Origin of the sequence: Altererythrobacter sp. CAU 1644 (assembly GCF_029623755.1) — a bacterium.
Taxonomy (GTDB): domain Bacteria; phylum Pseudomonadota; class Alphaproteobacteria; order Sphingomonadales; family Sphingomonadaceae; genus Erythrobacter; species Erythrobacter arenosus.
In genome coordinates this window covers 2466280-2483716 of sequence record NZ_CP121106.1, presented here as the reverse complement: position 1 = coordinate 2483716, position 17437 = coordinate 2466280, and the positions used below count along the sequence as shown (strand labels likewise).

The following is a 17437-nucleotide window of genomic DNA, read 5'->3' as shown; positions in this document are numbered from 1 at the left end:
ATCACCCTTGCCAGCCCATCGTTTCATGCCCCGCGGCCCTCTGACCGGCAGGCTGCGCGTTCCCGGCGACAAGTCGATCAGCCACCGTTCGATCATGTTCGGCGCGCTGGCGGTGGGCGAGACGCGCGTTACCGGCCTGCTCGAAGGCGAAGACGTGATGGCGACCGCCGAAGCGATGCGCAAGATGGGTGCGCAGATCGAGAAGATCGGCGGAGAATGGCGCATCCACGGTGTCGGTGTGGGCGGATTGCTCCAGCCGGAAAGCCCGCTCGAGATGGGCAATAGCGGCACTTCCACGCGCCTGCTGATGGGCCTGATTGCGGGCCACGATATCACCGCGACCTTCACCGGCGATGCCAGCCTCTCCAAGCGCCCGATGGGCCGCGTGATCGAACCGCTGTCGCAGATGGGCGCAAGTTTCGAAGCGAGCGAGGGCGGAACGCTGCCGCTGACCATGCGGGGCGCATCGCCGGGCGTGCCGATCACCTATCGCCTCCCCGTGGCGAGCGCACAGGTCAAGAGCGCAGTGCTGCTCGCCGGGCTCAACACCGCAGGCATCACCACGGTGATCGAGCCGGTGCCGACCCGCGACCACTCCGAGCGCATGCTGCGTGGTTTCGGCGCGGAGCTCGAGGTCGAGGAGGTGGATGGTGAACGCATCATCCGCATCTACGGCGAGGCTGACCTCTCGCCGCAGCAGGTGGAGGTTCCAGGCGATCCCTCGTCAGCCGCCTTCTTTATCGTCGCGGCGCTCATCACAGAAGGCAGCGACCTCATGGTCGAGAATGTCGGCCTCAATCCGACCCGCGCGGGACTTATCGGCGTGCTGCGCGACATGGGCGGAAGTATCGAGGAACTCGACCGGCGCGAGATCGGGGGTGAACCGGTCGCGGACCTGCGTGTGCGCTACTCAAAGCTGACCGGGATCGATGTCGACCCGGCCGTCGCACCGAGCATGATCGACGAATTTCCGGTGTTGTTTGTCGCGGCATCGCAGGCGTCTGGCACCACCACCACCAGCGGCCTCGACGAATTGCGGGTCAAGGAAAGCGACCGACTGTCGGCAATGGCGACCGCCCTGGCGCTCGCGGGTGCGCGCGTTGAGGAGCACGAGGACGGGCTTACCATTTACGGGTCGGGTGGCGAGCCGCTTGCCGGCACTGGCGACCAACCTATTGCCACCCATCTCGATCACCGGATCGCCATGAGCATGGCAGTCGCGGGCCTCGCCGCGCGCGACGGGGTGGAGATCGACGACACGTCGCCTATCGCAACCAGCTTCCCCAATTTCATGGCGCTGCTCGACGAGGCGGCGGCGTGATCGACCTCGACATCTACACGCTGATCGGCTTCATCGGCATGGCCTGCATCATCGGTGCCTATTTCTATCTCACGTGGAAGGATGATCCGAACCCGTTCATCCTCCACGGCACCAATCTCGCTGGGGCGGCGCTGCTCACCGTGTCATTGGTGGTCCATACCAACTGGCCGAGCCTGGTGCTCGAAGGCTTCTGGGCGGCAATCGCCATCTGGGGCTTGTGGAAGGCGCTGCGCTCGCGCAAAGCCGCGCGATGATCATCGCCGTCGACGGACCGACCGCCTCTGGGAAAGGCACCATCGCCAAGGCCATTGCCGCGCATTTCGGCCTGCCCCATCTCGATACCGGCCTGCTCTACCGGGCGGTCGGGCGGCAGGTGCAATTGAACGAAGGCGACCCCGACAATCCGTCGGACGCCCTCGCTGCCACCGATTTTCCCGATGAACTGCTGCACGATCCGATCCTGCGCAGTGAGGAAACCGGCGGCCTCGCCAGCCGCGTCTCCGTCCACCCCGAGGTTCGCCGCGCGCTGTTCGAGCGGCAACGCGCCTTTGCCGAACAACCCGGTGGCGCGGTGCTCGACGGACGCGATATCGGCACGGTGATTGCGCCCGAAGCCGAGGTGAAGCTGTTCGTCACCGCCAGCGTCGAGGCGCGCGCCATGCGTCGCTGGCTCGAGATGACCGGGCGCGAGATCGATATCCCACTGATGGAGATCGAGGAAGACGTCATTCGCCGCGACGAGCGCGATATCAATCGCAAGGATGCACCGCTCAAGGCCGCCCCCGACGCCTATATTCTCGACACGACCAGTCTCGACAAGGATCGGTCCATCGCCGCCGCAATCGAGGCGGTCGAAAAGGCTCTGGCACGGCAACCATGAGCTTGGCGGATCATCGCGGCAGGCTGGCTGTTCTCACTGCTGTGTGGCTCGTCGCGCTGGTCTGGTCAGGCTGGGCGCCATACGATCGCGCCACCTGGTGGATGGAGGTCGCCCCGGTGCTGATCGCCCTCCCGATCCTGTGGTGGAGCGCCCAGCGCTTCCCGCTGACCACGCTGGCCCTCGCCCTGATCGGTTTCCACGGCCTCGTCCTGATTTTAGGCGGAGCATATACCTACGCCCGCGTGCCGATCGGTTTCGCCGTGCAGGACTGGCTCGAGCTCGCGCGCAACCCCTATGACCGCTTCGGCCATTTCATCCAGGGCTTCGTCCCTGCGATCGTCCTGCGCGAACTGCTGATCAGGCTTGGCGGAATGAAGCGGGGCTGGCTGCTGACGGTCATCCTGCTCGCCTGCTGCCTCGCGGTCAGCGCGACGTACGAACTGATCGAGTTCGGCGCGGCGATGGCGCTCGGCCAGGGTGCCGAGGAGTTTCTCGGGACGCAGGGCGACCAGTGGGATACCCAATGGGACATGCTGATGTGCCTGATCGGCGCGGCCAGCGCTCTCCTGGCGCTGACAGGGCTGCACAACCGCCAGCTCGACGCCCTACCCGCCTGACCGCCCTGTCCTACAGCGATCCGCGCTGGCATTCTCCAGATGAGCGAAAGATGCCTCCATCGCTTGCCGGGATTCGAGGTACAGGACAGTGTTCCATGTGTTCCATCGCGTAGGATTTCGGGCAGCGGCGCAGGGTGCAATTTGCTTGCATTTCACCGGCTATTCCCCTAGGCGCGCGGCCGTTCTCGCAATCTTCCGATTGAAAGGACCTTCGCGGCGGCATTCGGCCCCACGGAGATGTCGGCCTCTTGCCCCGTTTGACCGAGCAATGGTGCTCGGAGACGGAGAAAGACCCCGGAAAAACCGGTGGCCGGTAGCAAAACGAAGACAGGAAACTGAATCCTATGGCAACTTCTGCCAATCCTACGCGCGACGATTTCGAAGCGCTTCTCAATGAACAACTCGGTGGTGCTGGCGACGAAGGCTTCGAAGGCCGCGTTGTAAAGGGTACCGTTACCGCAATCGAGAACGGCATGGCCGTGATCGACGTCGGCCTCAAGAGCGAAGGCCGCATCTCCCTCAAGGAATTCTCCCGCGGCGAAGACGAGCACGGCCTGAGCGTCGGCAGCGAAGTCGAGGTCTATGTCGACCGCGTCGAAAACGCTGACGGCGAAGCCATGCTGTCCCGCGACCGCGCCCGCCGCGAAGCCGCGTGGGACAAGCTGGAAAGCGAATTCGGCGAAGGCAAGCGCGTCGAAGGCCGCATCTTCGGCCGCGTCAAGGGCGGCTTCACCGTCGACCTCGACGGCGCCGTGGCCTTCCTGCCCGGCTCGCAGGTCGATATCCGCCCCGTGCGCGACGTCACTCCGCTGATGGACGTGCCGCAGCCGTTCCAGATCCTCAAGATGGATCGCCGCCGCGGCAACATCGTCGTTTCGCGCCGCGCCGTGCTTGAAGAAACCCGCGCCGAACAGCGCAGCGAACTGATCGACAAGCTGGCCGAAGGCCAGGTCACCGATGGTGTGGTCAAGAACATCACCGACTACGGTGCCTTCGTCGACCTCGGCGGTATCGACGGCCTGCTCCACGTCACCGACATGAGCTACAAGCGCGTCAACCACCCGAGCGAAGTGATCGAGATCGGCCAGACCGTGACCGTCCAGATCATTCGCATCAACGAAGACACGCAGCGCATCAGCCTCGGCATGAAGCAGCTCGAATCGGATCCGTGGGATGGCGTTGCTGCCAAGTACCCGATCGGCGCCAAGCTGAGTGGTACGGTGACCAACATCACCGAATACGGCGCGTTCGTCGAGCTTGAGGCGGGCATCGAAGGCCTGGTCCACGTTTCGGAAATGAGCTGGACCAAGAAGAACGTCCACCCGGGCAAGATCGTTTCGACCTCGCAGGAAGTCGAAGTGATGGTGCTCGAAGTCGACAGCGAAAAGCGCCGCATTTCGCTCGGCCTCAAGCAGGCCCAGCGCAATCCGTGGGAAGAGTTCGCCGAGAAGCATCCGGTGGGCAGCGAAGTCGAAGGCGAAGTCAAGAACGCCACCGAATTCGGCCTGTTCATCGGCCTCGATGGCGACGTCGACGGCATGGTTCACATGTCGGACATCGCCTGGGGCATCTCGGGTGAAGACGCCCTCGCCCTCCACCGCAAGGGTGAGCAGGTCAAGGCCGTCGTTCTCGATGTTGACGTCGACAAGGAACGCATCAGCCTCGGCATGAAGCAGCTCGAAAAGGGCGCGCCGACCGCAGAAGGCGCGGACACCAGCGCACTGCGCAAGGGCTCGACCGTCACCGTCACCGTTCTCGAAGTCCGCGATGGCGGCCTCGAGGTACAGGTTGGCGACGACGGCGCGACCGGCTTCATCAAGCGTTCGGACCTCGGCCGCGACCGCGACGAACAGCGTCCCGACCGCTTCCAGGCCGGCAGCAAGGTCGATGCGATGGTCACTGGCTTCGATCGTTCGAAGAAGCCGACCTTCTCGATCAAGGCACGCCAGATCGCCGAAGAAAAGGAAGCCGTGGCACAGTTCGGTTCGTCCGACTCGGGTGCATCGCTCGGCGACATCCTCGGCGAAGCGCTCAAGAAGAAGGACGACTAAGTCGTTCAAACAGTTTCCCGTACGTACGGGACTGGGGAAGGCCCGTCGCTCACCACGAGTGGCGGGCCTTTCCTACATTCGGGCACGTGCTAGGATGGGTCGTCAAGCAGCCAAGCGATAGGACAGCAAGGAAACACCATGCTCGAAGTTCACCAGTTCCCGTGCCTGTCCGACAACTACGGATACCTGCTGCATGATCCTGACAGCGGTGAAACTGCGGCAATCGACACCCCCGACGGCAAGGAATACCTGCGCCAGGCAGAAGCCAAGGGGTGGACGATCACCCAGATCTGGAACACCCATTGGCATCCCGACCACGCTGGCGGAAACAAGGACATCGTCGCTGCGAGCGGTGCAATCGTCGTGGCCCCGCGCGAAGTGGAGCGGCTGACCCCGATCGATCGCGTGATCGAACACGGAGACACGGTTGCACTGGGTGCGTTCTCGGCCACCGTCATCGACGTGGGCGGGCACACCCACGGCCACATCGCCTACCACTTGCCCGAAGCCGGCATCGCCTTCGTCGGCGATAGCGTTTTCGCCTTGGGCTGCGGCAGGATGTTCGAAGGCGATCCCGACCAGTTCTGGGCCAGCCTCGAGCGCATCAGGGCCCTTCCCCCCGAGACGACGCTGTACTGCGCGCACGAATACACCCAGTCGAACGCCGCCTTCGCACTGCATGCCGATCCCGAGAACGAGGCACTGCATCACTATGCCGAGGAGATCGCCAACAAGCGGTCACGCGGCGAGCCGACCGTGCCGATGGGACTTGCGCGAGAACTGGAAACCAATCCCTTCCTGCGCGCCGACAGCCCCGAATTGCGCGAACGCTGGGGTGGAAGCAGCCCGGCAGAGACCTTTGCTGCCCTGCGCGCGGGCAAGGATAACTTCTAGTTCGATGAAGGCCCTGCGGGTCGAGAGACTGAGCGGCGACCTGTCGGGCGTCGCACTGACCGATCTGGACGCACCCACGCGTGGAAAGGGCGAAGTTCTGGTGCGGATTCGCGCCGCTTCGCTCAATTTCCCGGACCTGCTGATGACGCAGGGCAAGTACCAGTTCAAACCGGGGCTACCCTTCACGCTCGGCATGGAGATGGCCGGGGAAGTGGTCGAGGCGGGTCCCGAGACAGGGTTCGAAGCGGGCGACCGCGTCATGGGCGGCGCGAAGACCGGCGGATTTGCCGAATATGCCAGCGTTCCGGCGCAGACGCTGCGCAAGATCCCGGAGGGAATTGGCTTTGCCGAAGCTGCAGCGATGGGCGCCGCCTACTCGACCGCCTACACCGCGCTGGTCGAACTGGGCGGGCTCGAAGCGGGACAGACGGTGCTGGTTCATGGCGCCAGCGGCGGCGTCGGGCTTGCAGCCTGCGATCTCGCCAAGGCGCTTGGAGCAACCGTGATCGCGGCCACCCACCGTGAAGACAAGATCGGCGCCATCGCCGCTGCTGCCCGCACCGATCACGTGATCCTCAACCACGGTCGGTTCCGCGAAGAAGTGATCGCGCTCACCGATGGCAGGTTATGCGACCTCGTGTTCGATCCCGTCGGTGGTGACGTCTTCGACGAAAGCACGCGCTGCGTGACGTTTGGCGGCAAGTTGCTGGTGATCGGCTTCGTAGCCGGACGCATCCCCGAGATCGCGGTGAACATCCCGCTGATCAAGGGGTTCTCGGTCGTTGGCGTCCGTGCCGGAGAATATGCCCGCCGCTTCCCCGAGCGTGGTCGGCGTATTGCCGAGGAAGTTACCCGACTGGCGGTGAGCGGCGCCATCACGCCTCACATCGACCGCACCCTGCCGCTCGAGCGCTGGCGAGAGGCGTTCGATGCGATGGCGGAGGGCGAATTGATCGGAAAGGTAATTCTGGAACCCTAGAATCGAAAAGGGCGACCAATTGGCCGCCCTCTTGATGCTATTTGAAATCGTCCGATCAGATCGAAGAGATGACTTCGTCGGCCAGCTTGCGGTCGGAATCCTCGTCGTGCCGTTCGGCAATCAGCTTGCGTGCTGCAGCAGTGGCCGCCTTGGCCGCCTTGCTGCGGACGTCGTCAACCGCTTCGCGTTCGGCAGCGGCGATCTTGTCTTCGGCCATCTTCTTGCGCCGTTCGACCATCGCCTTGCTGTCGGCTTCAGCCTTGTCGAGGATCGCGTCGGCTTCGCGCTGGGCGCCTTCGACCATCGCCTCGGCGTCTTTCTCGGCATTGGCGATCTTGGCCGCATATTCGTCGCGCAGCTTCTCGGCCTCGGCGCGCAATTCCTTGGCCTCGTCAAGCTGCTGCTTGATCGCCGCGATCTTGTTGTCGAGACCACCGGTGATGAGGCCGGGCACCTTCTTCCACACGAAGACGGCAATCAGCACCACCATCGACACCGAAACCCACTGATAGGGTTCGAGGCCGAATGCGGTCGGATCGCTGTGGCCTGCCGCTTCGGCAGCGCCAGCGAGGAGCGAGAGAACGTCAGCCATGGGCCATTGCCTCCTTCACGGCAGCCTGGGCGGCCGCGGCATCGACATCCGCACCGGCGAGCCGGGCTACGATGTCCTGCGTCGCTTCAGCAGCGACTGCCTCGACTTCACCCATCGCCGCGCTGCGCGCTTCGGCAATGCGCTCTTCCGCCTCGGCCAGCTTGGCATCGAGGCGCTTCTGCGCGGCAGCGATCTTCTTTTCGGACTTGGCCGCCGCTTCCGCCTTGGCTTCAGCGATCACGGCCTGGGCCTGGGCGCGATTTTCGTTCTCGCGTTTGCGCCACGCCTCTTCCTGTTCGTCGGCATGATCGCGAGCGGCCTGCGCTGCGGCAAGGTCATCGGCGATCTGCTTGTCGCGCAGGGCGACGGTGTCCATCACCTTGGGCACCATTCCGCGCCCGATGATGAAGAAGGTAACGCCGAAGAACACCAGCAGCCAGAAAACCTGGCTCGACCATGTGTCCAATAGCTGGGCAATCTGAGGCATGCGTCCGGTCCGAAATCAGGATCGTCAGGATAGATCATGCGGCCGGCCGCAGTGCGACCGACCCCACAAAATCACGAAATCGTCAGGCGACGAAGATCAGGATCATCGCGACGACGAAGGCCAGCAGGCCGAGAAGTTCGGCTGCGGCGAAGCCGATGAACAGGCGGCCCTGCTGGCCGTCTGCTGCACCCGGGTTACGGAGAGCCGACTCGAGGAACGAGCCGAAAACGTTACCCACGCCGATGGCGGCCATGCCGGCACCGATTGCTGCGAGGCCAGCACCAACGAGCTTGGCTGCTTCTGCGTCCATTTGAAAAACTCCTTTAGGTAGAAACTGTAGTGAAGGACGAAACTTAGTGAAGGTTCTCTGCGTCGTTGATGTAGAGCGACGTCAGGAGAGCGAAAACATATGCCTGGATGCCGGCGACCAGGATTTCCAGCGCGCTGATGCCGATCATGAGGGCAAAGCTGGGAATGCTAACCAGGGCGGCAAAACCGGCGCCCGCGTTGATACCGCCGATCACGAAGCTCGACAGCACCTTGAGCAGGACGTGCCCGGCCATCATCGCGACGAACAGTCGCAGCGCGAGGCTGAAGGGCCGGACCAGGAAGGAGATCAGCTCGATCGGAAAGATAATCGGGATCATCGGCAGCGGCGTGCCGTGCGGCACGAACAGGCTGAAGAAATGGAAGCCGTGCTTCCAGAAGCCGACGATCAGGACGATCGAGAAGCTGATGATGGCCAGGACACCGGTGACGGTGAAGTGGCTCGTGAAGGTGAACGGGTGCAGCCCGACCACGCCCAACGGCAACAGGCCGAGCAGGTTGGCGAACAGGATGAACATGAAAAGGCTGAAGATATAAGGCACGTATTTTCGCCCTTCCTTGCCGATGTTCGCTTCCAGCATATCGTCGATGAAGCCGGTGAAGGTCTCCACCATCATCTGCCAGCGGCCTGGCACGAGCTCACGCTTCATGCCGCCCGCGACGAAGATCCACAGGATCACGGTGGTGATCAACATCCACAGCGCGGAGTTGGTGAATGCGATGTTGAGTCCGGCAACTTCCCACCCCTGCGAGCCGAACAACGGCTCGATGGTGAATTGATGCATCGGATCGACTTTGCCCTCTTCGGCTGCCACGATCGCTAGGTCCCTAAAACTCTATATGAACACGCCCCGGACGACCCTATTCGGAATCGTCGGGGCGAGTGTTCGCCGCACGAATAATGTTCCTGAAGGCGACGACGATTCCGAAGAACAGCATCACCAACAGACCCCAGGGCGACGTTCCGGCGAAATAGTCGATCGACCAGCCGATAACAGCGCCACCGAGAATCCCACCGAGGAGATCCGCCAGTACCCGGTTGCCGCTGCGATAGTTCGCATCGGCGCCCGAAACCTGCGGTCGGTTGCGCTGCTCTTCACGCTCGCGTGCGGCCTTTAGCCGCTCTTCGAGCGCGTCGATCCGCGCATCCTCAGCGATGGGTTCCCGTGCGGGTTTCTCGTCGCTCATGCCAGCCTCCTAAGATTGGGAATGCACGGCACGGGCAAGAGGTGCCCGCCGAGGGCGCCGCCCCCTTAGAAGGGGGGCCTAGCCAAGTCAACCGCCCGAGGGGCTCAAACTGGCGAAATCATACTAATGATGGAGTTCGTCCGGGGCGCGCCGTGCGATGGTGTAACGAGGCCCGCCTACGGACAACGCGAATCGCGCTGCGGTGCAGCGCTGGTCCGGGTCTGCCAGCTGCCATCGGGTGCCTGGTACTTCTCGCCCGGAACCGTGCGCGCAATCGCGAGACAGCCGGCGGTGAGCGCGTACTCCTCGAGCGTGGCGTTATTCGCCCTCGCCTTCTCGGCATAAACGGCGCGGCGCTTGATATTGATGTCATCCACCAGGCGCTGCAGGTCTGTGGTAGCGGTGCCGACAACCCCGAGGTAGCCGTCCATCTTCTCACCGACCTTTCCCGAGCTGCGGGCGGCATCATAAGCGGGGTCGCGCTGGGCGAGCGCGGGAGTGGCGATACCGGCGATGGCAGTCACGGCAAGTGCGCCACCAAGGGCCAATTTGCGAAGCGAAGTCATTGTCTTAGCGCCTTCCATCAGAAAATATCTGCGTTCTCTTCAATCGTGTTGCCCGCGTCCTCCGCGAGCCGGTAGATCACTTCCTGCCGGATGTTGATGTTGAGTTCGATCACGATTGGCTTGTCCGGTGCCTCGACAGAGACGCATCCGGACAACGCAACCGCGCCGAGCAACAACAGCCCAACCGGCCGACACATGCTTCGCAATGAACTATTCCCCTGCATCGAGGGGTGTGTCGCAGCACTGCGAGCCTGGGTCAATTCGGCATGTGTCATGGCATGCTCTCGCTTTCCTGGTTCTGAACGGGTGATTCATCGGGAATGAGGTCTTCGGGCTTGATTGCCTCGGGCGGAGGAGAAACCTGGCGCTGCAGCCGCCGGCCATCGTCGGTCAGGAGGCCAAGTTCGCGTGGATCCTTTACGAAGGCGGGATCGTAGAGCGAGCGCAGGTTTGTCAGCAATTGCGCAAAGGCGGCGCGGATATTCACGCGGAACTCCAGCGGCAACCCGGCAATCTGCCTGGTGAAGAAGTTCTTCTTGGTGCCCTCGCCCTGGCTGACGCCCTCGAACCGGACTTCGGTGATGATTTCGCCGGCGAGATTGCCGTTCATGTTCACGGTCATGACCTGGTAATCGAGCGAGCGGAGCGACTGGAAGGCGAAATTCGCCATCGTCCCCATGTCCTCGTAGGTCAGTTCGCCGACGTAAGAGAGATTTCCTCCAGGAGGACGTGAGACCAGCTGTCCGCCATCGATCTTGCCATTGCCGTCGATGTCGAAGGTGATCGGCACTTCACCATCGAAAGTGCCGGAAGCACTGATGTTGCCGAGTTCCATCTTGGCGACGAAAACACCTGCATCGAGCCCTTCGATCACGAAGACATAGCTGCGCTGCTCACTGATGCCGAGGTTGAGATCGACCGGGCGGAGGGTCAGCGTTCCGCCCATGAAGGGCCAGGTGCCCTGGCGCACCGACAGGAACTGCCCGTCGCGATAATCGAACGAAATCTCTCCGTCGAAGACCTCGATCCCGGGGTTGACCGAGGCGATCTTGAGCGTCTGCCCCGGCGCGGTCGTGAGGTTGAGCAGATCGTCGAATACAATCGTCCCGCTCGCGCCCTTCACCGGCCCGAAGGCAGCCGCAAAGTCGATGCCATCGCTGGAAAAGGCTCCCGAGCTTGTTATTTCGCGCTCGTTCCAGTCGATCCGGCCGGTACCCGTCACCGTACCGTCGGCCAGAGCGATCACGCCCTTGGCCAGTTCGGTCAGATCCTCTGGCTGGAGAGCCTCGTCGAACTTCAGCCCCGCGACATCGAGATCGGCAAAGCCTGAGCTCGTGCCGAGGTTGTGACGAATCGTCACTGCGGTAACGATCCTGTCGCTGCCGGGATGGCGCAACTCCGCCTGCGCGTCGATGATGTTGTCCTGCAGGGTCAGCGAGCCGTCGCGTGCCTCGAGCGGCTTGAACCGTGCCTCGGCCTCGCGGTCGATGAGACGGAAGTTGGCATCGTTGATCGCCAGCACCCCGCCGGCATAGCGCCAGTTGCCCTGGACGTTCCGCAGGTCGAGCGGAACTGCGTCGAGCGAGACGTCGGCGTCGTTGAAGCGACCACCGATCTCGTCGCCGAAGGTTGCATCAAGCTCGCTGATCGTGAACCGGCTGGCCGTCGGCGCCGGACCCAGGGCGATATCCACGTTCTTGGCCGACATGGCCCCGGGCCAGGCGAAGCCAATCGCCCCGCTCCGCAGCCTGAGGGGGGTGTCCGCCAGCAACCCACTGAGGTCGAGCGCCGGAATACCTGCGGCCACCTTCAGCCCGCCCCGATCGTATTTGACGATGGGGTTTCCGCTCGAGGGACAGAGCCTGAGTCCGTGCCTCGCAAGCGAAAGATCGGCCAGCCTCAGCTGGTCGAAGCGAATGTCAGTACACTTGCGCCACATAGACAGCCCACCGGCGGCCGACCAGTTGCCGCTTACCGGCAGGGTCAGCGAGCGCACGGCCCCGCCCGGAATAGGGCCAGTGGCCCGCACCTCTCCGGCAAATCCAAGCGCACCATTGGGGGACTGGGAGATGACCAGTTCGGGGATCGCAAGCGCGCTATCCCTGGCGCCGAACTCTTCCATCCTCAAACGCATAGCCAGCGCGCCGTTCGAGCCGCGCTCCATCCGGCCCCTGATATTCGGAATATTGGCCCCGCCGGTAAAGATGTTCCCGGTAAGCCGCGGCGCGCCCTCGCCCTGCGTGCTGAACTGCGCCTGCGACAGCGCGAACAGGGTGACGCCACTAGCGCCTTCGATGCGGAAATTGGGCACCGCACCGCTGTACCTCTTGCCGGACTTGCGCAGGGACAGCTCGCCGAAGATCTCGCCTCCGGGCAGCTCGTTAGCCAATCCTGTCTGCATGCGGCCCAGCAGGGGCGCGAGCAGGGTGTCCTTCCCGCTTTCTCTCAACCCAGCCAGGGTTTCGTTGAACGCCGGGCCCAATGCCAGGCTCTCACCGGCAAGCTTGGCCTCCAGTTCGGCGCGGTCGAAGTCGTTGCGGGCGCGCAAGTTCCCTTCGAGCGCGAGCCGATCGAGCCCCACTTGCGGGCTATCGAATGACCGCGCGGCAAGATCGTACTTGGCGTTGAGCAACCCCTTGCGCCAGTCGATCACCACCGACCCGCCCAGCGCGCGGGCGGTGTAGTCAGCATATCCCAGCCGCTTGCCATCGACGCCGACAGTCGCGGTTAGTCCCGCCAGATCCTTGTCGATCACCGCCTCGACCTGGGTATCGAGCCCGGCAACCCGCGGCCCCTGCTCGCAGATGAGCGAGCGGAGCCGCAATGGGCCCTCCAGCTTCGGCTTGCCTCCGCCCACGACCACCCGAGAATAAAGGCTTGCGCGTTCCGCGCGGCACCCACCCCCTGCAGGATTGGGCGCAACCGCCGCAATAATGCCGCGGAAACCATCGTCGAGTTCGCCTTCGCCCTCAGCCTTGATGCCGATCGGGCCATAATCTGTTTCGATCAGAGCGCGTCCGTCGACCAGCAGCAGATCGAGGTCGGGCAGTCCCGGCGGCTCATCGCTCTCCGCGAAGATCACCGGGTCGAGCGATCCGAAGCTCAGCTTGCCCTTGCGATAGCTGCCGAACAGGCGCGGCCGCACCAGTTCGACCCTGCCGATGGCCGGGGTGCCGAACCGATAGCGCAGATGCACCTTGACGCGCTCGATGGTGAGGTCCGGCTGGTCGGGATCGCCGATCACGACATTTTCGAGCACCTGGTGGTCCGGCCTGATCTCGCCGACATCATAGGTCGCCGGCAGCCCCATCTGCTGCAATTGATCTTCGATGATGTTGGTCGCGATGCGCTCGCGCGACAGCCAGCCGAGCAGGATACCGCCGAAAATAAGGGCGCAAAATACGATCAGCGTGCGCCAACGTTTGCGCCTCGGCCAGAGGCGACGCGAAGACTCGGGTTCTAAAATTGGCTCTTCGGCGTCCGCCATTACGTCCCACTCTTGCGCGTCTAGCCAGCGAAAGGCAATGCAAGCAATGCAACAACGTGACGGGGGAAAGGTTGCCGCAAGCTGAAGAAAAATTTGGCAAATCCGCAGCGGACCATGGCGGGACCGGGCACCGTGCGCGTTTGCGCGAGCGTCTGTTGCGTGGCGGGGCGGAGGCGCTCGCGGACTACGAAGTCCTCGAATATCTGTTGTTTGCAGGGATACGCCAGGGTGACACGAAGCCGGTGGCCAAGGCACTGCTGGCACGGTTCGGCTCGCTGGCGGGCGTGCTCAATGCCGATCCCGGCGCGCTGCAACAGGTCAAGGGCGTGGGCGAGACATCCGCAGCCGCGCTCAAGAGCGTGGCGCTGGCCGCCCGCCGCATGGCCCGCGCCGAAGTGCGGGAGCAGCCGGTGTTGGGAAGCTGGCAGGCACTGCTCGACTACCTCAGCATCGACATGGCCCACCTGACCGTCGAGCGCGTCCGCGTGCTCTACCTCGATACGCGCAACCGGCTGATCGACGATCATCACGTCGGCGACGGTTCAATCGATGAAGCCGCGATCCACCCGCGCGAGGTGATTCGCCGCGCGATGGATGTCGGCGCGAGCGCTTTGATCCTGGTTCACAACCATCCCAGCGGCAATCCCGAGCCCAGCCGTGCCGACATCCAGATTACCCAACGCATCGCGGAGGCCGGGCGCCTGCTCGGCGTGACGGTCCACGACCACGTGATCATCGGACGCGGGGGTCATGTCAGCTTGCGTTCGAAGGGTCTGATCTAGGCCGTGTGCGTCGCCGCCGTCGCCTGGAATGCCCATCCGGATTGGCAACTGGTCGCGATCGGCAATCGCGACGAATTCCATCAGCGCCCCGCCGCCCCGCTCGCCCGCTGGGACGACCCAGAAGGCGTCATCGCCGGGCGCGACCTGCAATCGGGCGGGACCTGGCTCGGGGTGACAGAGGCAGGACGGTTCGTGCTGGTGACCAACTTGCGCGGCTATGGCGCGCCCGATCCGTCGCGGCGATCGCGCGGGGAACTGGTGACGGGATTGCTCGCCGGAAAGCACGACGGGGACGACCTGCAGCAGTACAACCCGTTCAACATCATCGAGATCTCGGGGTCACAGGCGCGATTCCTCACCAACCGGCCAGAGGACACCGCCGCTAATCTGCCGCACGGAATCTACGGGCTCTCGAACGGGCGGCTGGACGAACCATGGGCGAAGACGTTGCAGTCGAAGGGCGCTATGCTCGATTGGCTCGGCGAAGAAGATTCCGGCTTCGCGCCGCTGTTCGACGTACTCGCGGATGACAGCCTCGACGCTTTCGGAACCCAACCAATCACGCCATCGGACGTCGCCATCGAACCCAGCGAAACGCCGCCCTTTATCCGTCACTCGCTCTACGGCACGCGCTGCTCAACTGTCGTCACCGTCGATCGCGAAGGCATCGGGCGGATCGTAGAGCGCCGATTTGACGCTTCGGGGCGGCCAACCGGTGAAACCGAGATCGGTTTTGGCTGGCCTAGAATTGGCGCTTGGCCCTGAAGTCCAGATAGCGCTGCCAAGAAGCCACCTTCCATTGCTTGAGCACACCAAGCCAGTCGTCAGGATCGATTGTGCTGCTTGCCGTGGCGGGGAACTTCCGCTCGATCCACCTCTCGACTGCATTGTCGAGCGAAAACGGCCCGGCTCCTCGCGCATCGTAGAGGCCAAGCAGCAATACTGGATAGAAAGTCACATCAGGATGGACGTCGGCGAACATGAAGGCGGCAATCAAGAATGTGAGAATATAGGAAACTGGGCTGGCCGCCGTTCCAGTGAACAGCAATGCCGCGAACAAGATCGCGATCCAGTTGGGCAGGCCTGTGAAGCTGGTAATGGGGAGCCACGTCGCGAACCCGATAGATGGCTCAAACACGTCAGCGAGCGCCAACAGCGAAATGCCTAGCCACCATCGCATCGCGAGAAGCAAATAGGGCGCGATATGCTTGCGACTCCATGCTCCCAGCCGCAGCGCATTTCTCACAAACCAGTCGCTCTCGAAGCGATCATTCCGCGCCCACCAGTGGTCGACCGAGATGGCAGCTGGTCCGAAAAACACATACCAGATCAGGATGGCGATGAGCATTAGGTTTGTGGTCGTAGGGATATAGACGGCTTGTGAGACGATGGTAAGCGTTGCCAGGGCAAAGGCCGCCGGACGGGTCAGGAAACCCAAGAGCAATAACAGCGGCGCCAGCAACTCGATTCCAAGACCAGTTGCAGCCGCAACCTGCGGTGCCATCCAGCTGACCGGATATTCCTCTGTCGCGAGAAAGACCGCCTTGTCCCAGTCGTTCGCCTTGATCAGGCCCGACCGAAGATAGGGTAGCGCGACGAAGAAACGCATGGCGAGATCAGTGAACGGCCAGAATACAACGGCACTGCCGGTGTAGATTCTCACCAGCCTGCGCAGGAGCGTTCGTTCGGCAGGTGGGACCTGCTGGTCTTGCGTTGTCTCCGCGTCACTCATCCTGTTTGACCTTCGCCCATCCCATGGTTGCGTCACATCGGTGCCCGGAACTCTACGGCCACGTCTACAGTTTGCAGGGGCGTATCGGACTTCCAGCGACCATCGCCCCTTGCCATTCGCCCGCCCAGAGCATAGCGGCGCGTCACGGTTTTCCTATCTCATCGGAGTTCTTGATGGTCCCCCGCTATGCCCGCCCCGCCATGACAGCGATATGGGAGCCGGAATCGCGCTATCGCATCTGGTTCGAGATCGAAGCGCATGCGACTCAGAAGCTCGCCGATCTGGGCGTGGTGCCCGAGAGCGGGGCCAAGGCTCTGTGGGACTGGTGGGCTACCAATCCCGAAATCGACGTCGCTGCTATCGATGCCAAGGAAGCCGTGCTCAAGCACGACGTGATCGCATTCCTCGACTGGGTGGCAGACGAAGTCGGCCCGGAAGCACGCTTCATGCACCAGGGCATGACCTCGAGCGACGTGCTCGACACGACGCTGGCGGTGCAGCTCAGCCGCGCGGCCGATATCCTGCTCGCCGATCTTGACGACCTGCTGGCAGCGATCAGGCGCCGGGCCGAGGAGCACAAATATACGCCCACCATCGGGCGCAGCCACGGCATTCATGCCGAACCGGTCACCTTCGGGCTCAAGCTGGCGCAGGCCTATGCCGAGTTCGATCGCTGCAAGACGCGTCTTGTCGCCGCGCGCGAGGAAATCGCCACCTGCGCCATCTCGGGCGCGGTCGGAACCTTCGCCAATATCGATCCCTCGGTCGAAGCCTATGTCGCCGAACAGCTCGGCCTGAGCATTGAGCCGGTTTCGACCCAGGTGATCCCGCGCGACCGGCATGCGATGTTCTTTGCCACTCTGGCGGTAATTGCGGGCTCGATCGAGCGACTGGCGGTTGAAGTGCGCCACCTGCAGCGGACCGAAGTGCTCGAGGCGGAGGAGTACTTCTCGCCCGGGCAGAAGGGTTCGTCGGCCATGCCGCACAAGCGCAACCCGATTCTGACCGAAAACCTCACCGGCCAGGCGCGCATGATCCGCAGCTATGCCATCCCGGCGCTCGAGAACGTGGCCTTGTGGCATGAGCGCGACATCTCGCACTCCTCGGTCGAGCGCTTCATCGGCCCCGATGCCACCATTACCCTCGATTTCGCCCTCGCCCGCCTCACCGGCGTTGTCGACAAACTGCTGGTCTATCCCGAACGGATGCAGGCGAATCTCGACCGGATGGGCGGCCTCGTCCATTCGCAGCGCGTCCTGCTGGCGCTGACCCAAGCGGGGATCACGCGCGACAACGCCTATCGCCTGGTCCAGCGCAACGCGATGAAGGTGTGGGAATCGGATGGCAGGCTATCGCTGCTCGACCTGCTCAAGCAGGATGAAGAAGTCACCGCAGCGCTTTCGAACGAGGAACTCGAAGAGAAATTCGACCTCGCCTATCACTTCAAACATGTCGACACGATCTTCGATCGGGTCTTCGGGTAGGACCGGGTTCCGGCCAAGTGCCTAGACTCGCGCGCCAAATGCCTTAGTTT

At 63.2% G+C, this 17437-nt stretch carries 19 protein-coding genes; 10 read left to right on the top strand and 9 right to left on the bottom strand.

Annotated elements, in window-relative coordinates; genetic code table 11:
- Positions 1-25: 25 nt before the first annotated feature.
- The 7 genes from aroA to P7228_RS12300 all read left to right on the top strand — a co-directional run bounded on the left by aroA (position 26) and on the right by P7228_RS12300 (position 6742).
- Entirely contained in the window at positions 26-1321 is a 1296-nt protein-coding gene (gene aroA / locus P7228_RS12330) for a 3-phosphoshikimate 1-carboxyvinyltransferase (RefSeq protein WP_278015538.1), read from the top strand.
- The gene (locus P7228_RS12325; RefSeq protein WP_278015537.1) at positions 1318-1575 is read left to right on the top strand and encodes a CBU_0592 family membrane protein; all 258 of its coding nucleotides are present in this window, start codon (positions 1318-1320) and stop codon (positions 1573-1575) included. The genes aroA and P7228_RS12325 overlap by 4 nt, the downstream gene beginning before the upstream one ends.
- On the top strand, positions 1572-2201 hold the full coding sequence (locus P7228_RS12320) for a (d)CMP kinase (protein WP_278015536.1): 630 nt from the start codon (positions 1572-1574) through the stop codon (positions 2199-2201). Before P7228_RS12325 ends, P7228_RS12320 begins: the two co-directional genes overlap by 4 nt.
- Complete coding sequence (locus P7228_RS12315; RefSeq protein ID WP_278015535.1) at positions 2198-2818, top strand: DUF2238 domain-containing protein; 621 nt, start codon at positions 2198-2200, stop codon at positions 2816-2818. The genes P7228_RS12320 and P7228_RS12315 overlap by 4 nt, the downstream gene beginning before the upstream one ends.
- A gap of 344 nt (positions 2819-3162) precedes the next feature.
- A complete protein-coding gene (gene rpsA, locus P7228_RS12310; RefSeq protein WP_278015534.1) occupies positions 3163-4869 on the top strand; it encodes a 30S ribosomal protein S1 in 1707 nt (568 codons plus the stop codon).
- A 138-nt stretch (positions 4870-5007) separates the two neighbouring features.
- On the top strand, positions 5008-5763 hold the full coding sequence (gene gloB / locus P7228_RS12305) for a hydroxyacylglutathione hydrolase (protein ID WP_278015533.1): 756 nt from the start codon (positions 5008-5010) through the stop codon (positions 5761-5763).
- A 4-nt stretch (positions 5764-5767) separates the two neighbouring features.
- Entirely contained in the window at positions 5768-6742 is a 975-nt protein-coding gene (locus P7228_RS12300) for an NADPH:quinone oxidoreductase family protein (protein ID WP_278015532.1), read from the top strand.
- Between the two features lie 55 nt (positions 6743-6797).
- On the opposite strand, the gene P7228_RS12295 is transcribed toward P7228_RS12300, so the two are convergent.
- The 8 genes from P7228_RS12295 to P7228_RS12260 form a co-directional block, all read right to left on the bottom strand.
- Complete coding sequence (locus tag P7228_RS12295; protein WP_278015531.1) at positions 6798-7334, bottom strand: F0F1 ATP synthase subunit B family protein; 537 nt, start codon at positions 7332-7334, stop codon at positions 6798-6800.
- Positions 7327-7821: a F0F1 ATP synthase subunit B family protein gene (locus tag P7228_RS12290; RefSeq protein ID WP_278015530.1), complete on the bottom strand. Its 495-nt coding sequence runs from the start codon at positions 7819-7821 to the stop codon at positions 7327-7329. Before P7228_RS12290 ends, P7228_RS12295 begins: the two co-directional genes overlap by 8 nt.
- A gap of 82 nt (positions 7822-7903) precedes the next feature.
- On the bottom strand, positions 7904-8131 hold the full coding sequence (locus tag P7228_RS12285; protein ID WP_011414432.1) for a F0F1 ATP synthase subunit C: 228 nt from the start codon (positions 8129-8131) through the stop codon (positions 7904-7906).
- A gap of 43 nt (positions 8132-8174) precedes the next feature.
- Positions 8175-8963 (bottom strand): F0F1 ATP synthase subunit A, encoded by a 789-nt coding sequence (locus P7228_RS12280; protein ID WP_488350062.1) that lies wholly within the window; start codon positions 8961-8963, stop codon positions 8175-8177.
- 46 nt (positions 8964-9009) lie between these two features.
- Positions 9010-9336: an AtpZ/AtpI family protein gene (locus P7228_RS12275; RefSeq protein ID WP_278015529.1), complete on the bottom strand. Its 327-nt coding sequence runs from the start codon at positions 9334-9336 to the stop codon at positions 9010-9012.
- Between the two features lie 176 nt (positions 9337-9512).
- Positions 9513-9902: a YdbL family probable chaperone protein gene (locus tag P7228_RS12270; protein WP_278015528.1), complete on the bottom strand. Its 390-nt coding sequence runs from the start codon at positions 9900-9902 to the stop codon at positions 9513-9515.
- A gap of 17 nt (positions 9903-9919) precedes the next feature.
- Positions 9920-10177 (bottom strand): YnbE family lipoprotein, encoded by a 258-nt coding sequence (locus P7228_RS12265; protein WP_278015527.1) that lies wholly within the window; start codon positions 10175-10177, stop codon positions 9920-9922.
- On the bottom strand, positions 10174-13389 hold the full coding sequence (locus tag P7228_RS12260) for an intermembrane phospholipid transport protein YdbH family protein (protein WP_278015526.1): 3216 nt from the start codon (positions 13387-13389) through the stop codon (positions 10174-10176). The genes P7228_RS12265 and P7228_RS12260 overlap by 4 nt, the downstream gene beginning before the upstream one ends.
- 71 nt (positions 13390-13460) lie before the next feature.
- On the opposite strand from P7228_RS12260, the gene radC reads away from it, so the two are divergent.
- Both radC and P7228_RS12250 read left to right on the top strand, forming a co-directional pair.
- Positions 13461-14171, top strand: coding sequence for a RadC family protein (gene radC / locus P7228_RS12255; protein WP_278015525.1), 711 nt, complete (start codon positions 13461-13463; stop codon positions 14169-14171).
- 3 nt (positions 14172-14174) lie between these two features.
- On the top strand, positions 14175-14936 hold the full coding sequence (locus P7228_RS12250) for an NRDE family protein (RefSeq protein WP_278015524.1): 762 nt from the start codon (positions 14175-14177) through the stop codon (positions 14934-14936).
- Here P7228_RS12250 and P7228_RS12245 read toward each other — a convergent pair.
- Positions 14914-15903 (bottom strand): DoxX family membrane protein, encoded by a 990-nt coding sequence (locus P7228_RS12245; RefSeq protein WP_278015523.1) that lies wholly within the window; start codon positions 15901-15903, stop codon positions 14914-14916. The genes P7228_RS12250 and P7228_RS12245 overlap by 23 nt on opposite strands.
- Before the next feature lie 173 nt (positions 15904-16076).
- Between P7228_RS12245 and purB the strand changes: the two genes are divergently transcribed.
- Positions 16077-17387, top strand: coding sequence for an adenylosuccinate lyase (purB, locus tag P7228_RS12240; protein WP_278015522.1), 1311 nt, complete (start codon positions 16077-16079; stop codon positions 17385-17387).
- The last annotated feature ends 50 nt before the right edge of the window (positions 17388-17437 follow it).

Bases quoted from the DNA above. Each gene is read 5' to 3' on its own strand.
- P7228_RS12275 (WP_278015529.1), bottom strand. From the start codon at position 9,336: ATGAGCGACGAGAAACCCGCACGGGAACCCATCGCTGAGGATGCGCGG.
- P7228_RS12270 (WP_278015528.1), bottom strand. From the start codon at position 9,902: ATGACTTCGCTTCGCAAATTGGCCCTTGGTGGCGCACTTGCCGTGACT.
- P7228_RS12245 (WP_278015523.1), bottom strand. From the start codon at position 15,903: ATGAGTGACGCGGAGACAACGCAAGACCAGCAGGTCCCACCTGCCGAA.
- gloB (WP_278015533.1), top strand. From the start codon at position 5,008: ATGCTCGAAGTTCACCAGTTCCCGTGCCTGTCCGACAACTACGGATAC.
- P7228_RS12265 (WP_278015527.1), bottom strand. From the start codon at position 10,177: ATGACACATGCCGAATTGACCCAGGCTCGCAGTGCTGCGACACACCCC.
- aroA (WP_278015538.1), top strand. From the start codon at position 26: ATGCCCCGCGGCCCTCTGACCGGCAGGCTGCGCGTTCCCGGCGACAAG.
- purB (WP_278015522.1), top strand. From the start codon at position 16,077: ATGGTCCCCCGCTATGCCCGCCCCGCCATGACAGCGATATGGGAGCCG.
- P7228_RS12320 (WP_278015536.1), top strand. From the start codon at position 1,572: ATGATCATCGCCGTCGACGGACCGACCGCCTCTGGGAAAGGCACCATC.
- P7228_RS12300 (WP_278015532.1), top strand. From the start codon at position 5,768: ATGAAGGCCCTGCGGGTCGAGAGACTGAGCGGCGACCTGTCGGGCGTC.
- P7228_RS12315 (WP_278015535.1), top strand. From the start codon at position 2,198: ATGAGCTTGGCGGATCATCGCGGCAGGCTGGCTGTTCTCACTGCTGTG.
- P7228_RS12285 (WP_011414432.1), bottom strand. From the start codon at position 8,131: ATGGACGCAGAAGCAGCCAAGCTCGTTGGTGCTGGCCTCGCAGCAATC.
- P7228_RS12295 (WP_278015531.1), bottom strand. From the start codon at position 7,334: ATGGCTGACGTTCTCTCGCTCCTCGCTGGCGCTGCCGAAGCGGCAGGC.
- P7228_RS12260 (WP_278015526.1), bottom strand. From the start codon at position 13,389: ATGGCGGACGCCGAAGAGCCAATTTTAGAACCCGAGTCTTCGCGTCGC.
- P7228_RS12290 (WP_278015530.1), bottom strand. From the start codon at position 7,821: ATGCCTCAGATTGCCCAGCTATTGGACACATGGTCGAGCCAGGTTTTC.
- rpsA (WP_278015534.1), top strand. From the start codon at position 3,163: ATGGCAACTTCTGCCAATCCTACGCGCGACGATTTCGAAGCGCTTCTC.